This window comes from Chitinophaga sp., assembly GCF_039596155.1.
Classification (GTDB): domain Bacteria; phylum Bacteroidota; class Bacteroidia; order Chitinophagales; family Chitinophagaceae; genus Chitinophaga.
In genome coordinates this window covers 60,199-77,411 of sequence record NZ_JBCNKF010000011.1, presented here as the reverse complement: position 1 = coordinate 77,411, position 17,213 = coordinate 60,199, and the positions used below count along the sequence as shown (strand labels likewise).

Here is a 17,213-nt window from a genome sequence, read left to right as displayed (position 1 = left end):
CAAAACAAACACCCGGTAATAGACACTACCGGGCTTACAAAATGGTTGGTCAATGATTTCACTTCAACTCCAGCATTTCCAATATTCCTTCATTCTCTATTATTGCCATTCCCTGCCTATCATTCGTCACTCCCGGGGTAAGCCTGTAAGTATATTCAGGCACCGCACCGTTCATGATGGTAGGCAGGTACAAAAAGGTTGCCGGCGTATTACTCTCCACCAATGCATCTGCCACTTCTAATATATGGGTGGAGATCATAAAGAAACTATTCTCATATTCACCAAATGCCTTTGTTACTTCCAGCGTGGCATCATATGCATCCTTTACATTTGTTCCTTTAAAAAGCTCATCAAAGATCACCACCAGGTGATGTCCTTTGCTCACGTCTTCTGCCACCTTCTTCACCCTGAGTACCTCCGCATAAAAATGACTGTATCCCTGTGCCAGATTATCAGGTAAATTGATGGAAGTATATAATCCCTCCATCACCGAAAATTCCAGCTCCCTGGCCGCTACAGGAAAACCCAGGTGTGCCAGGTAAACCGCTATACCAAAGGACTTCATCAATGTAGATTTACCTGCCATGTTTGCTCCGGTGAGGAAGAGCAAATGCTGCCGGGAATCAACAGCAATAGGATTAGCCGTCGCATTGCTCAGCGCCGGATGACTGATACCGGAACTTTTAAATGCATGTGCCTCCGCCGGTAATGCCCGGGCAAAAAAGAATCCCCTGTCACGTGCTACGCCCGCTACTGCCATCATCACGTCCCAGTAGTACAATAACGATATGAGATTTTCTATCTCATGCCTGAATACATGGTGCATCAGATAGTGACAGCGCGCAGGCAGTTTTGATGGCAACACATCCTGCAGCCATTTTAAACGATCCTGCTGCAATAATTGCTGCACCTCCTGCAGCTGCTCAGGCTGCGGATAACCTGAAAGCAAAGGCAAAAAAGACTTAACGGCATTCAGACACGATATAGTGGCACGAAGCCCCTGGTCTGCCTTATCATACCTGTCGTCATGCACCAGGCTCTTAAGCAGCTTATTTTTCACCATTCCCGCTATCGCAAGTGGCAACGAAGATGCTCCCGGAAGGGCCATATATTGCAGCATCTCTTCTATACCTTCGAAACTGAATCGCAACTGTTTCTCCGCGAAATATTGAAACATACCACTTCGGCTGTTTATGGCAGCCGGATCTGTCAATGGCTCCTTAAAGTACTTTTCCAGCAGGCGCTCTCCTCCTGCTGTCTTTACCCTGTTGAAAATGCTGAATATCGAATTAGGTTTAAATTTCCCTAACAGGTTTAAGTCTTCCAGCGTGTGATTGTCTATTATGAATTTCATCCTATTTCTTTTTACCGTTGCGCAGTAAATCCAGTATGCCCTCGTTTCGTATGATCACCATTCCATGACGATCTTCGCTGATACCGGGCGATGCCTTATAACTATATACAGGTTTATTATCCCGCATTGTCGTCGGCATAAACAAAAATTGTATGGAAGGACACTTCTTCTGCAGCACCTCTCCTGCCTCCATAATATGCGTACTGATGATGAAAAGGCTACGCTGCTTCGCTGCAAATCCTCCTACTATGGCTATTGTCGCATCGCAGGCATCTTTTACATTTGTTCCCCTGAACAGTTCATCAAAAACGACCAGCAACCGTTGCTGCTGTTGCAATGCCCGTGCTATCTTTTTTACCCGCAATACCTCTGCATAAAAATGGCTGGCGCCCATACCCAGGTTATCCGGCAGGTTAATGGTGGTATAAATTCCGTCCAGCACGCTGAATTGCATGGCTGCTGCTGCCACCGGAAATCCCATATGCGCCATGTATACCGCAATACAAACCGACTTCATGAATGTAGACTTACCCGCCATATTCGCTCCCGTCAGGAATACAAGATTACTGTCTGCCTTCATATCCAGCTGGTTGGGAACCGCGTTTTTCAACTGTGGATGATACACGCCTTCTAGTAAAAGTGTTGCCTCCTCACCCGGTAAAGCAGTTGCAAAACAAAGATTTCTTTCTCTCGCTACTATCCCGACAGCAATGTATACATCCAGCAGGTAAAGATGTCGTAACAGCTGCAACATGGCCTCCCGGTGGTGAAAACGCAGCAACTCATCACAGGCTGATATACCCGGCTGCCCCGTTGCAAAAACGGGAGTAAGGTCAGGATGTGACAGGATTGCCAGGATAGCCGCCTCTTCACCGTATGTATCGCCCGGTTGTTCGACAAACCTTTTCACTTCCTTCAGCAACTTTACCAGGGATTCCAGTCCCTGGTAAAGTTGTTGCGCTTCCACGTCATTGCCCACCAGCCTTCCGATGCGGTCGCTGACTGAATTGGTCCGGTCTGCTAACAGTGAGCGTTTATCTGTATTAGCCAGATAAGCTTCTACCGGATCGAATAACGCTACACTAAATGGAAAACGTTCGCCTTTCGATGAAAAATACCGGATCATACAGCTTCGCCGGTTAATAGCTCTTTCATCTGACAGTGGATACAGGAACATCTCTTCCAGCATAGCTGCTCCCCCACGGGTAACACAGCGCTGGAATAAATTCGATATGGCATCGCTCCCCTGTCTTCCCAGTATCTTCAGATCGTCACGGGTTTGTTTGTCCGTATTAAATACCATCTTATTTTCTTTTACGCCGGATCAGTAGAATAGCCGCAAATGCAAATATCAGCGCAGGTAATATCCAGATCAATACGATACGTAACATCTCGAGCTGGTCGGAATTAATAGTCACCCTTTTGTCTTTAGCATCCGGTCTCGATGTATCGATCGGGAACTCATTATTACTGAGCCAACTGAAGATAGATGTACTAAACAGGAAGTTAGACCTGCCCGGAGATAACAGTTCCTTGTTATCAAGAAAATCTGCATCTCCTGCCACGACGATCCGCTGTTCTTTTCCATTTACTTTTCTGGCCATGCTCACGACCGTCACTATCGGCCCTTTCTGATCGCCATCTTCAGGTGAGAAATGCACCGTACCTGCCGCCGCCCTGTCAGCACCAGGCCGCGAAGAGGGCTCTCCAGGCTTATTTCCTGCAGATGATCTTGCATGGGACGATCCGTTTCCTTCCTCTACCACCGCTACTACATCACCTCCCATTGATACCGGTCCTGCGGCTCCATTGATGAGCATCTCAGGATCTACCGGCTTTACCCTTTTCCAGGATTTCCTGGCATCGGACAATTGCAACGGATGGACAGTAAAACCACTGGCCTGCTCATAGTTAACAGCAGTAGCACCTTGCATACGCAGCAACATACTGTCTGCTATCATCTTTTCCATTGGTTTGTACAGATCTACGGAAAACGGAGTTGCTGTACATAGTATCTTTTCCGGTGAATCATCCGGATCCTCCTGCAATACTGTTCCTTCCAGCCGGATACCTATCTGGGCCAGCAGCGGATTCAGTAACTGTTGCCGGCCCGGCTCCCCGGCAATAAACATATTCCCACCATTGCTGATGTACTGCTGAATTTTTGAAACAGCCGCAGGCGTTAGTTCAATCCTGGGATCTGCCAGTACCAGCGCAGCAAAACTGGCAGGAATTTCGTCTTTTTCAAGTGAGATGGTCTGTACATCAAAGCCCTGGTTGACCAATGAGTTCCTGAAGGAATTGAGATTCGCCAGCCCCTTATAGTCACGATCTCCCATCTTATCTATGTCCCTTTCCAGGTCGCCTGTCAGAAATCCAATCACCGGCACCTTTGCATCCTGTAATCTTTTTAATGCAGCTGCTACCTCCGTTTCACCCGGCCATACCATCTGATCGTTAAAAACCCGCAGGAATGTCTTTTTACCTTTCCACTGCAGCTGCATAACATACCGGTTACTTTCCGGCCGCAGATCAATGATTTTATGGATCTGTTCCGGCGTCATGTAATAACTGAGCTTCATATCATTCATCTTTGCCGATTGTTCTGCCAGCTCCTTCAACGTCTGCCCTTCCCTACCGTTAAATATGACTGAATTGCCATAGGCAGAGTCGTAATAAGCGACAGTCTTCAGATGGATGTTCGTCTTAAAACGGCGATATAACTCCCAGTGCGCTTCATTATCATTATAATACTCAGGGTTGCCCATGAATCCGTTTTGATCCAGCAGGTTGGCATAGGCCGTTACTTCCAGCGGAGCATCTCCCAGGTCCGCCAGTATCTTTTGCACACGGGGAGTAATGGTACGATTCTTATTGAAGGTTACATCAAAATAACCAGTCAGCGCAGGAATAGAAGCAATGTACCCGATCATCAATCCGGAAGCAATCACGGCTGCATACCTGATAGTCTTCACCATCGGGGTTTTAGATTCTGTACCGGCTTTCAGTTTGTAAATGGTGAGACCAAGAAATATATACACTATTACCAGAAAATACGCCAGGTCTTTTGTTGTGATCAACCCTGACAGCATTTTCATAGTACGTCCGTTGATAGAGAGGAAGTAGGTCAGTTCCCTCACAAAAGCAACACGTTGCCACAGTAAACCAATATAACTTAATATGCCAATCATTACAAAGGTACAGATCGCAGCGACTACCTGGTAAGTGGTAAGGCTGCTCATAAAAATACCGATGGCTGCATATGCACATAACAGCAGGAAGAAGCCCAGTAATGAAGACAGCAACATCGGTGTTTCTGCATGGACAATATTGAATACCCCACAGACTACAAATATGCCTATCACCGCCACCAGCAGCAGACTATATACAACCATCGCCAGGTACTTGCCTAATACGATCTCGTAAATGCTGACAGGTGAAGAATACAATAATTTAATGGTACCGCTGCCGACCTCCCTGCTGATCAGGCTCATTGTCAGCAATGGAATGTACAGGAACAGGTTCTGCATAACTGAGCCGAACAATCCACTTCTACCTAAAAACACGCGGGAGGTCAATGTATCCAGGAAGCGCGTTCCAAAATCGCCCATATCCTGCAAACGGACGAAACCGGACATGGCATTGAAATACGTGACACCACATTGAATGAGAAATACAATTAAAAGGAACCAGGCGATAGGTGAGAAAAATAACAGCTTTAATTCTGTTTTCGCTACCCGTATGATTGTTTTCATTCTGATTAATTATTCGCTTTATTTGAAGACAACTGTTTAAATATTTCGTCCAGTGCTGTTTTGTCCAGACTGATCTCTCTCAGGCGCCAGCCTTGCTGTACACTGGTAGCTACTACCTGTTCCGCAATCTCCTGGTCACCGCTGAAATAAAGGCGTACCTGTCTTTCCGTCAGGAAGTCAACTTTCGTGATGCCGGGGATCCTTTCCAGTTCTGCAGCAGCAGGTGGATTTTCCAGGTGCAGCAGCAAACTATGAGGCTCTACATAATTGTTAAATGCATCTATTGTATCTGCAAATACAATCCTTCCACTTTCTATCATCACAATATCCCTGCACAATACCTGGACCTCCGATAATATGTGAGAAGAAAAGATCACAGCCCTCTCTGCAGCAATATCTTTGATCAGGGCCCTTACCTCTGTGATCTGGTTAGGATCAAGCCCGTTGGTGGGTTCGTCAAGTACTACGAGCCGGGGTTTATGCACAATTGCCTGGGCAATACCTACGCGCTGGCGGTACCCGCCAGACAGATTACCGATCAGCCGCTTACTGTAATGTGATATGCCACAGCGTTCCTTCGCTTCGTCTATCGCCTGTTTCATTTTTTCTTTCGGTAACAGGCGGAGACCTGCGCAATAATGCAGGTATTCATCCACGGTAAGATCCATGTACAATGGGGGGTGCTGTGGCAGGAACCCTATTGCTTTTTTAGCCTCCCGGGGCTGCTCCCGCATATTGATGCCGTCAATAATGACTTCGCCTTCCGTTTGATTCAGTGCTCCGCAAAGAATATTCATTGTCGTGCTTTTACCCGCACCATTAGACCCAAGCAGGCCAACGATACCAACGCTGGGTATTTCCATGTTAATATCCCGGATAGCCCAGGCGGTTGTATACCGGTGTGACAAATGTTCGATCCTGACAATCGTATGTTGCATTGTCTGTTTTATTGATTGTTATAAATGATTATCTTCTTTCCCTGTAGGCGATGCTCGTGATCTTCCCGAATCCGCTCCATCGCGCGGTTCTCACAAGCTGTCCGTTTACCGGCGGCACTGTATATTGTTCCAGTGTACCATTTGCGGACGATGCATTGTATGATCCTACTGTCAGCAGATTGGCCCAGTTACTATAGTTATTGTTGAACGTGCGGGAAAAGAAATTCTGAAAAGCCAGGTAGGTTATTTCTTCATTTCCTTTGTCCAGCATGAGCTTACTGGTCTTCAATGAAAGGTCGTACTCGTAGACCTTTCCACCGGTACTGTAAAAAAGGTATCCACGATCAGGACTCATGGCAAAATGAGTGGCCTGGTCGAAATCTGTTGCGGTGATCTCCTCGTTATAGGTGGGCGTTGCCCCCAGGAAGAAACGAATGATAGAATACTGCCCGGACGAAGGATCTTTCAGGATAGCATGGATCACGCTGGTATACGACATTTCCATATACACCAGGTCCTTACCGGTTGGATAGTTCAATGCCGCCGGCATGTCGTACACACTGGTAGCAGAGAATGATGCCGTGCGTGTAAATGTGCGCTTATCCATATTAAATATCATACAAAAATTAGGATCTGCTGCGATGTAGGGAGATGCTTTAAATGTCGTCGCGGCCCCTTCATAGGCATTTATAGGTGCATACGGAAATACCGGGGATCCGTTCTGACGGATAAATACACTGTTATCTGCCACCATGTAAATAGTAGGAATGATGCCAAAACGTAACGTTCCAAAAAATCCTGTCGCTTTAAAACCTGCCGGCACATCTCCGATCATTTCATAACTGATGTTCTGGGTTTCTTTATAATCAAAAGTTTCAGAATTGAGATTATTCGTCCCGGATGCGGTAGACAGGTATATCTTGTAGGAGTTGATATCTGCGGCTACGTTAACACTGGTCTGCATACAAAAGATGTTGACAGGTTTTCCCTGTGGCGGCAGCGAAGAACCCATCTTTGCCAATACATCTGTAATCTGGGTAAACTGCTGTGTGTTGTTTTGATAGCTCAGCATATCCAGCCTCGACTGACCATTTACGTCATTCAGCACCAGGTAGCCCTCATACACTGCTGTACTTACCTGTAAATTCGTCCTGAAATGATACAGCACTCCAGATGCCTTATCAGTTACTTTTAAACGGAGTGAATAGTCCCCTGGCAGCTTGTCTATCTTATATTGCAGGTTCTTTTCCGTGCCAATCACCGTAGTGACCAAAGTAGGATCCTGTATTGACCATTCGTAAGCATACACAGCGCTGCCACTCATGTCAAGCGATCCCGTAATTACCGGCTGGATACGCAGTGTATCTCCAAAGTAAGCCACATATCCCTGTACAGTATCAAATGCACTGACAGATACTTCGTTGATCGGATGCAGATCGTAATTACCTTTGTCTTTATAACACCCCATAGCAAAGCAGCAGCCGATGATTGCTATCAGGTATATCAGTTTCTTTTGCATGTAGTACTTTTAATTTATTGATAATCGTCGCCCATTCTCATCGGTGTAATACCGTCTGCCTCGTAGATGACATTCCCGCTCAATGCCTGCTGTCGCAGGTAACGCCCCATAGCTGTTGCATAATAAGTAGCCGCTGCTACCTGTGCGCTATTCATACTGGACGTTGCCCAGAAGTCAAGCGGCAATCCGACGACCTCATTCATCAGTCGCATTTTCTTTTCGCTGAAAGTGCCGAAGTAAGAAGCAAAGTATATATCCCAATCCGGACCGGCAGTAAGTACATCTGACAATGAGATATGCAGATGGAGCACATCAATGGTATCTATCGAATGTGCCAGTATAAATGGCAGGTTCGTCGCAAAATTTTCATTGGGCATCAGGTGCAATGTCATTTCCACTTTTCCTTTACGGAGATCAGCAGTTCTCTTAAAACGCATATACAGCGTGTCTTTTACACGGCCCGCATGGATCACTAAAGCAGGCCATTCATAATGCGTTCCCTCTACTGCTGAAGCATGAGGGTCTACAATCACCTTATACACCCTGTCGGAATTAACAGGCTCGCCGGTCACTGCAACAGGAATAGGGAATAGTGTATCCTTCACATTGTCCGGAGAGTAAGCAAAGGTGTAATCCAGGGTATCGTCAATAAACCCCTGCTGATTTGCGGCAGAATCCACGCCCACCTTATACTGGAAATAAATATTGTCACCGGCATTATAAGTCATCAGTTTATCCTTCCTGCAGGCAAACAGTAATACCGGTAACGATACGATGAATAATTTATAAAAAGCTATTCGCATGTTACTTCATTTTGATGTTTATCGGGGAGTGGTTTCTGAAAGCGGTAATGGCACTACATAAGAAGGCACTACTGAATAATATGGGCTTTCTCCGCTAGGCAGGAAGCTGGTGTTTGTTCGCTTGTAATAGAAGAACAGCTGACCCTCTCCCCAGAATTCTTTCATATACTCTTTCGCGGTTTCCACCGTGATATCTGCATCGCCCGTGAGGTCAACAAGATTCCGGTTATAGCGCACTGTATTCAGGTATTGCAACGCCTGTGCAGGAGAAGTTTCTGTTTCAGCCAGAATATAATACAGCTCTGTTTTGCGCAGCACTGGCTGCAGGAAACGGAATGGCCGGGAAATATCCGGTACATCAGCAAATTTGAAAAAGGTCTTCTTGGTGATAATAGTAGCCCTCCATGTATTCTCATTATAACGGTAATCGTTGGCAATGCCTTCATACACTTCCTGCAATCTGTCAGGGTCAGCTGTCAGTACATGATCATTTCCAAGGTCCGGACTAAAGAACGTGAAGTAAGCATTATACATCCTGGGATTATATACACTAAAGAGGATCTCATTTGAGAAGATACGGTCAGGATTATCCTGCAGCGGCTGTATGGCCTGCGGATCTGTCCAGGGAAACCACTTCTCTCCCTGCGTGAGTACTTCCAGCGCCTGTTTATGCGCCTGGTCTTTTTGCCCCGCCCACAGGTAGGCGCGCGCCATTAATCCCTTCACTGCATAGTAGTTCAATCGCTGATTGCGGTAACCATAATAGAAATCATTCACGCTGACAACACCACCTGTGATCACAGGATCTGCAGACAGCATTGCTGCTGCTGTATTCAGATCTGACAATACCCTTTCCATTACTTTGCTGGCACTCAGTAAAGGTTGAGCATTGCCATCCGTACCGGAATAATAAGGAATCGCCTGCGCCTCCGGGTTCAATGCATACACCGGTCCGAATAACCGAAGCAGGTCGAAGTGGAGCATAGCCCTGATTGCAATGGCCTCTCCTATCAACTGTTGCCCTTCTTTATCACTTACTACATGCCTGTTCACAGCATCACCGGCATTCTTTATAAATACATTGGCGGCCAGTATGGTGCCATATGCTTTTTTCCACAGTGCATCAAAGGCTGCCTGTACATTGGGATCCGAATACTGGTAATTTTCAAATTGCCCCACGAACCAGCTATCTGACTCCGTACCGGTGGGCGGCTGGTAACGCTGCCCCAGCATCTCAATGATAGTAGTCGTCATAAACTGGCCGTATAGCGTACTATCTGCCAGGCTGATATAAAGACCATTCAACGCCTGTTGCATGGCAGAAGAATTGCTGAATACCTGGTCGGCGGTGTAAGCACCTTTAGGTTGAACATCCAGGTAGTTTTTACAACTGCTGATCGCTGTAAATAAAAAACAGCATAATAAGAGTCTATATTTCTGTAACATACTATTCATTTTTATCAGAAGGATGCATTCACACTAAATGATACGGTACGGGCATAGGGATAATCAATGCCCCTTTCGCTGAGGATACTCTCAATACGGAAAATATCGTTCATGTAAAGACTCAGGTTCAGCGATTGCATCCGTAGCTTTTTAATCCAGCCCTGTGTGATACGATAGGCCAGGCTGAAAGATTCCCCGGTGAAATGAGTGTCTTTCTGAATAAAGCGGGAGGACATGACACCATTCGAGAAGCTATTGATACCAATGAATGGCATGATATCACCGGGTTGCTGCCAACGGTCATACAAAGCACGTTTGTCAAGGTTCTGGTTAGTACCCAATGCGGAAAAGTTCTCGACCTTATTAAACAGCGCACCATTGAAAACATAGCCACCTATTTCATACCGTATGACCGCATTGAAGGTGAAGTCTTTCCAGGCAAAGCTGGTATTGATATTACCTTCCGCCACAGGCCGGGTATTACCTACTTTTACGATATCAGCAGGATCATAATCAAAAGTCAGCGTACCATTCTTCTTCTCATATACTTCCTGACCGGTGGCCGGATCCACTCCGCGTGATTTTACAGCCCACATATCGTCGGGACTATAACCGTCGTAGTACCTGCTCAATCCCTTCGCTGCCAGTTCTGCTTTATTCAATTCTGCCAGCCTGTTATTGAAACCACCATATGTACTTACATTCCTGTTACCCATTACCCCTACAGTCCAGATAATGCGGTCCTTCATATTGTACACCGGAGAAACCCGTACATTCACACTATAACCTTTGGTAGTAAGGTGTCCCAGGTTGATCACATAGTTTTCATTTACACCTGCTGATGATGGCAATGTACCAACAGCTCCTACTGCCAGTGGATCCGTTCTTTTATTATAATATTCCAGCGAGCCACTTACCCGGTTATTCCACATGGCAAAGTCAACACCATAACTGGCCTGCAGTGTTTTTTGCCAATCCAGTCCCGGGTTGCCCAATGATGCCAGGTTAAGCCCCTGTCCAAAATTGTTTACATTCCCCGCATTATAACTGTACAGGGATATGGAACTAAAGCTGCCCAGGTTCTGGTTGCCGGTATAGCCAATATTCCCTCTCAGCTTTAAAAGACTGATCCATTCTATATCCCGTATAAAGGATTCGTGATGAAGGTTCCAGCCCATGCCCGCTGACAAAAATGGTTTGAACTGACGGTCACTGCCAAAGACGCTGCTACCATCCAATCTATACACACCATCGAACATGAAACGCTGATCATATACATAGTTCAGGCTTGAAAGAAAACCTACACTTCTGCTGGTAACAGTACTGGATTGTGGTGTGCTGTAAGGCAGGAAACCATAGGCAAATTCAGGACTGCCATCTGTTCCATAAGGAAAACCCACCGCCGTAAATCCAACACTGGATGCTGTCGCCTGCTGTACCTCCCCTCTTACCATTACAGTGAATGAATGTTGGTTGGTCACCTTCGAGTAGGTCAGCATCAGGTTACCGTTATACCGGCTGTTTTCCTGACGGGTATTGATATAATTTCCCTTTTGATTGGCCGGCAGTGTTACAAATGCGGAGTTATCGGGTGGAATAAATACAATGCCGTTACTATTGCCTTTTCCAAGTAACAATCCTCCCTGTAACCGTAAGTCAGGCGAAAGTGTCACAATTGCCTGCAGGTTGTTCTGAAAACTGAACTGCGAGGTTTCATTCCTGCTGTAAAGTGAAGCATCGTACAAGGGGTTGATCAATGTAGTATCGTATAAAGGATCCAGGTACCTGGGGATCGTACCATCCGCATTTTTCTTGCTGTAATAGGGAATTGCTTTTGCATATGTAGCAAAAGAACCATACGGTGATTCATGTGCATCATTTCCATTTACAGTGAACAGGTTTGATATATTCACATTACCCCTGCGATAAGTAAGGTTGAGATTTGCACTCCAGTTTTCACGATTAGAGCCTTTCATAGCACCTTCCTGCATGCCGTACACAAAACCTGCATTCATCATCAGGTCAGTATTACCGCCCGTGATCTGTACAGAATGACGGTTCGAAACGCCTGTTCTTACCGGTTCACTTAGCCAGTAGGTATTGATACCCCGCTGTACATTAGCCAGCCGCGCATTATAAATTTCTTCATTCCGCCACGCCTGTTCACCTTTACTACTGTATCTGCCTGACAACTTTTCGAACTGCAGTTTCTCCGATGCATTCATCAGGTTATAACTGCTCAGGTCCGGTATATCTGCAGAAAAATCGCCTGTATAGCTCAACTGCAATTTACCGGGTTTAGGACGCTTTGTTTCCACTACGACAACACCGTTTGCTGCCTTGGAACCATACAATGCTGTCGACGCCGCATCCTTTAAAATTGTAATGGTAGCCACCCGGTTCATATCCAGGTCATAGATGGCCTGCAGGGTGGTTTCAAAACCATCCAGGATAAATAAAGGCTGGTTAGGATCAGCATTAAACTGGTCGTTCAGGTTGATAGTACTGATACTGGTTCTGCCTCTTATTTCAAAGTTGGGGAGTTTATTCGGATTACTGCCTGCCAGGTTATTGGTCACTTTTACAAACGAAGGATCCAGGCTTTTCAGGCTTTCCAGTACATTCCTGTTGCCGGTTGTCTTTAGTTGCTGACCAGTGAACACAGTGGCAGACCCGGTAAAACTTTCCTGCTTACGCGAAGATATCCCTGTACTGATTTCCAGCGTGCTTAGCTGGCTGATCTTCTGCTTCATGCGCACGACCAGTTCCTGCATGCCAGGTGTCACAGGTAATACCTGTTCTTCATAGCCAATGCTGGTAAAGGTGACTAAGGTACCCGGCAAGACTTTCCTCAGCAATGCGAGGCCGTTCGCATCGGTGATCAGGATCTCCTGCCTTGATTTAATACTTACAGTCACATTAGGAACAGGCCTGTTTCGCTCATCAACCGCTCTTACGCTGACATCGAGAAAGTCCATGGCTGTTTCACTCCCATTAGGAACCGGCACGGCTACAACAATTCCATTCTTCGGCCGGATAACGACGACCGTTCCATCTCTTAATTCATAACTAAAAGGCTGGTTTTTAAAGATGGCTTTCAGCGCTTCGTCAAGTGATGCCTGTTTTAAATTGACCGTTACAGGTGCCGCACTCCGCAGCTGCTCCATGTTATAGATCATGTTCACCCCTGTCTGGGCAGCAATTTCATTGATCACCTCATGCAGAGGTTGCTTTTTTACAGAAAGCGTCACCTTCTGTGATAATGCTGCTACAGCAATCAGCATACACCCCAGGGTGATAAGTAAGGTAGAAAGTTTCATAAAAGCAATAATTTCTGGTGGCTACAGCAATAGCATTCCTTATCCTTTATAAGGATGGCATACTGTTTCATTGTTGATTTTGATTGATTTCTTTTTACATCATTGTAAGTCCCCTTTACATCATAGGCAATTGTTTACAAATACAAGCGGTTGGTTGATTTATGGAAGAACAATCACTTTTCTTCCTTCTATTTTAAAATGTCTGATTCCATTGCTTTCCAGCAGTTCTAAGACTTTTGGCAGCGGGCTGTTCCTGTTAATGACACCGCCATAACGCGTATCATTGTCCCCTGCCTGCATATCAATATCTATATCGTACCAGCGTGATATTTCACGGAGTACATCGATGAGCTTACGATCTTCAAAAATGAAAAGTCCGTTCTTCCATGACAATACCTGGCGCATATTAGCTTTCCTGGTTACCAGGTAAGTGGCCGCGCCAATGGCCTGCTGTCCCGGCACCAGTTGCGCTGATTTATTACCTGCAGCCATCGTGTGCGTTACCCGTACACTGCCTGTTACAAGGGTCGTTGTTACAGCCGGTTCATCTGCATATGCATGAATGTTAAAGGCTGTTCCTAACACATCCACAATCGTCTGATCTACCTGCACCTTAAAAGGTTGTGCAGCGCGGGGAGCCACTTCAAAATAGGCTTCTCCACTCAGTTTCACGATCCTCTCATGGTCATTGAAAGCTGTCGGATAAGTTAACGAAGAGGCTGAATTCATCCACACCACTGTACCATCAGGCAGCACTATTTTATACTGACCTCCGCGGGGCGTAGTCAATGTATTATATACGTTTGGTAAGTGATCATCATTGTGCTTAAGATAGGTCAACTGCCCGTTTGGCTGCTTCACTACCTGGCTGCCATTCTGTTCTGCTATCATTCCGCTATCTGCATCTTCCAGTATGATCTGCCGGCCATTGGAGAGTGTCAGCGTAGCCTTATCACTGGCCGGTTGAATGACGGCATAAACGGGAACAACAGGTTTTCTTTGCATATTGTAATAGAAAACCCCGGCAAGCAACAGCAATACGGCTGCCGTCATACCCATCCAGTAACGCCCCACCAGGCGTACAACAGGCGTTCTTTTCCTGATTTTCTCCCAACCCTCTGCCTGCATTTGCCGCACCAGCTCCTCATCTGTAAACATCGTGGTATCATACTCCAGGGCATGGTACCATGCTTCCAGCAATGCGCTTTCCTCCGGAGTAGCTTTGCCGGTACGGTATTTTTTTAATAGCTCAGATATATTCTTTGGTGTTGCATTCACGGTGTAGTATGCCTGTTTATATACAAGAACAGGTAACTAATCAGGTAGTACTATAAGTAGCTAAAAAAAAATGGAAAAAGCCGAAAGACCGTTGTCGTTCAGCTGGGTGCGGATTTTTCCAAGGGCCGTATGCAATTGATTTTTAACCGTTTGGGGAGATATACCCAGTAGTCCGGCTATTTCAGCAATAGACAGGTGCTGTTCACGGCTGAGGATATATATTTCTTTCATACGGGGGGGCATGGCAGAGATGGCAGCCGCTACACAGTTCTTTATTTCGCGGGTGCGAATATTGCTGAAAATGGCTTCCTCTGATTCTACAGGTTTAAATGGCTGCGCCAGGAGATAATTCAGGCGCACCGTCTTTTTTTCGAAATAGTTGAAAATTTTGTTCCTGAGTGCAACAAAGAGATATGCTCCCAGATCCTCTTCCTGCTGCAGCCGTTCCGGGTGATCCCAGAGAGAGATAAACAGATCCTGGACGAGGTCGCTGGCATCTGCTGCATGGCGGGTACGCTTGTAGGCAGCCTGAAACAGATCTTCCCAGTATTTATCGTACACTGCTTTGAAAGCGGCTTTTGATGCTTTATTATGATTGGTACTGTCCAAGCTTGACTGACAATTAGTTTTTGGTTGAGTTTATTAATTTTATCGATGGTGGTTTTGGTGGTAACACATGAATGCATGATGTATGGATACAAACTTATGGATTTATGGCCGGATTTGCAAGGATGCAGGGAGCACCGGTATGCAGGACACCGGTGATCACTCCCTGCTACTTTATTCATGGAAGATCATACCGGCGAATTGCCGCAATGACCGCCTCCAGGTTTGCCATTCATGTGAAGTACCTGGCGATTCATAATATACATGTTTAATACCTGCCTTGTCCAGCGCTTCATGAAAACCATTCACGCTCTTGTACATTCTTTCGGGTTCTGCTGTTCCTATGCTCAGGTATACCAACTTCACCTTCTCATTAAATGCAGCAGCATTTTCCCACACGCCATTGAACGCCTTCCTGATATCAATATCTGGCTGCAGGAAAGCTGCCCCGCTAAAGCCGCCGATATAAGAAAACAGATCGAGGTGCGTCATTGTCGTCTGGAATGTCTGAAAGCCGCCCATAGATAACCCGGCCATGGCCCGGTTTTTTCTATCAGTAAGTGTCCGAAACGATGAATCGATCATGGGAATCACCTCGTTGACCAATACATCCGGGAAAACGTTGCCGGACATGCCAGGAAGACCTGTTGGCTGACTGGCAACGGGCTGCCGGGGATCGGTCGCATACCCTCTCTCCATGACTACTATCATGGGCACTGCTTTTTTTGACGCTATCAGGTTATCCATGATGATATTCATCTTCCCCTGCCTTGGCCAACCCGTTTCATCTTCCCCACCCCCATGTTGCAGGTAAAGCACAGGATATTTTTTATCAATATCCCGGTCATAGCCAGGAGGTGTATATACAAGCGCACTTCTCCAGCTGCCGGTAATCGCAGAATAATAGGAAACTGACCGTACCTGTCCATGAGGGACCTTGTTGATCACATAATAATCCCCATCAGGATCAGGGATGTCTATTCCACTTGCCATACGTCCCATACCATAGTAAGTCTGCCCGGCAGGATCTACCACCGGTATGCCATCAATGATCAGCGAATAATAATGAAATCCTACAGGTATAGTGTCTGTAACAACGGTCCAATAGCCCCCTGTATCTTTTTTCATATCATACTTCCTGCCCAGGTCAATTTGTAAATGCGCGGCTTCCGGCGCCTTTATGCGAAACACCACGCGATTGTCTGGCATGATCTGCGGATATTTCTGACCAGGAATATTCGTGTTGGCAGGCGTGCCCGGTCCTGAATAGATATACTTTGAATAGAGAGAAGTATCTACAGGTTTGAACAGCAATTGGGAAAACATATACAAGCCGTTTTTCCATACTTTAAAATCATGAACCCCCGGCTCTATGTAATAAATATGTGGTACGTTATTCTTTACCAGGTACTCATGCGTACGGCGACTGAAACTGATCAGCCGGTCATCTGCCCCGCAGGATATCCATAGTAATTTGAGTTGTTTGGCGGCGCTTTGGGGATCAGGGACCAACTGCTCCGGCGCCTTCGTGTTAGGTGCAGAAGAAAAACCTCCCACCCATGCAAATTTATCCAGGTTACCCAGTCCGAAGTTCAACGACTGTCCACCTCCCATTGACAATCCTGCAATAGCCCTGCTTTCCCTGTTGGAGAGCACCGGGTATTTCTTTTCGATAAAGGGGATCAGGTCATTCAGCAGATCCTTCTCAAATCTCTCAAAAGCCTCAATTTTATCCTTTGCCATGATATCGCCGGTCGCCCTGTCATTCGCCATTGCCCTGCCGTTAGGCAACACCACTATCATCGGTGCAATCTTTCCCTGCGCGTACAGGTTATCCAGGATCACCTGCGGCTTTCCACCCGTCAACCATTCTTTCTCATCGCCACCAATGCCGTGCAGCAGGTATAATACAGGATATTTTTTCCCACGCGAAAAACCAGGGGGTGTATATACCAACGCTTTTCTGGTCACACCCACAGTTTTGGAGGGATAATGAATGGTATCAATGGTACCATGAGGAATACCTGCACGCAGCGAATCAAAGCCTGATGGTGCCTGCTGAACAATTTCCTGGGAATAGCCAGTCAATGCAAATACGCAAAGGAGGGCCGGCAATAAAAATGAATACTTCATATGTGGATTTTTACAACAATTGCATGGATGACTATGATACAGGATAAACAACGCTCAATGT

General features: G+C 46.1%; 11 protein-coding genes. All 11 read right to left on the bottom strand.

The features are described 5' to 3' along the window. Positions 1-58 precede the first annotated feature (58 nt). Positions 59-1,354, bottom strand: a complete 1,296-nt coding sequence (locus tag ABDW33_RS12840) for a DNA mismatch repair protein (RefSeq protein WP_343690470.1) — start codon at positions 1,352-1,354, stop codon at positions 59-61. A gap of 1 nt (position 1,355) precedes the next feature. Next, positions 1,356-2,657, bottom strand: a complete 1,302-nt coding sequence (locus ABDW33_RS12835) for a DNA mismatch repair protein (RefSeq protein WP_343690469.1) — start codon at positions 2,655-2,657, stop codon at positions 1,356-1,358. 1 nt (position 2,658) lies between these two features. After that, on the bottom strand, positions 2,659-5,109 hold the full coding sequence (locus ABDW33_RS12830; RefSeq protein WP_343690468.1) for a Gldg family protein: 2,451 nt from the start codon (positions 5,107-5,109) through the stop codon (positions 2,659-2,661). A 5-nt stretch (positions 5,110-5,114) separates the two neighbouring features. Beyond that, the gene (locus tag ABDW33_RS12825; protein WP_343690467.1) at positions 5,115-6,047 is read right to left on the bottom strand and encodes an ABC transporter ATP-binding protein; all 933 of its coding nucleotides are present in this window, start codon (positions 6,045-6,047) and stop codon (positions 5,115-5,117) included. 28 nt (positions 6,048-6,075) lie between these two features. Beyond that, the gene (locus ABDW33_RS12820; protein ID WP_343690466.1) at positions 6,076-7,566 is read right to left on the bottom strand and encodes a PKD-like family lipoprotein; all 1,491 of its coding nucleotides are present in this window, start codon (positions 7,564-7,566) and stop codon (positions 6,076-6,078) included. Positions 7,567-7,580: 14 nt separating this feature from the next. Further along, positions 7,581-8,369, bottom strand: a complete 789-nt coding sequence (locus ABDW33_RS12815; RefSeq protein ID WP_343690465.1) for a DUF4843 domain-containing protein — start codon at positions 8,367-8,369, stop codon at positions 7,581-7,583. Between the two features lie 18 nt (positions 8,370-8,387). After that, entirely contained in the window at positions 8,388-9,815 is a 1,428-nt protein-coding gene (locus tag ABDW33_RS12810; RefSeq protein ID WP_343690464.1) for a RagB/SusD family nutrient uptake outer membrane protein, read from the bottom strand. Between the two features lie 14 nt (positions 9,816-9,829). Further along, entirely contained in the window at positions 9,830-13,135 is a 3,306-nt protein-coding gene (locus ABDW33_RS12805; protein ID WP_343690463.1) for a SusC/RagA family TonB-linked outer membrane protein, read from the bottom strand. A 159-nt stretch (positions 13,136-13,294) separates the two neighbouring features. Next, the gene (locus ABDW33_RS12800; protein ID WP_343690462.1) at positions 13,295-14,413 is read right to left on the bottom strand and encodes a FecR domain-containing protein; all 1,119 of its coding nucleotides are present in this window, start codon (positions 14,411-14,413) and stop codon (positions 13,295-13,297) included. A gap of 60 nt (positions 14,414-14,473) precedes the next feature. Beyond that, positions 14,474-15,022: an RNA polymerase sigma-70 factor gene (locus tag ABDW33_RS12795; RefSeq protein ID WP_343690461.1), complete on the bottom strand. Its 549-nt coding sequence runs from the start codon at positions 15,020-15,022 to the stop codon at positions 14,474-14,476. Positions 15,023-15,193: 171 nt separating this feature from the next. Beyond that, complete coding sequence (locus ABDW33_RS12790) at positions 15,194-17,152, bottom strand: alpha/beta hydrolase-fold protein (RefSeq protein WP_343690460.1); 1,959 nt, start codon at positions 17,150-17,152, stop codon at positions 15,194-15,196. Positions 17,153-17,213 lie beyond the last annotated feature (61 nt).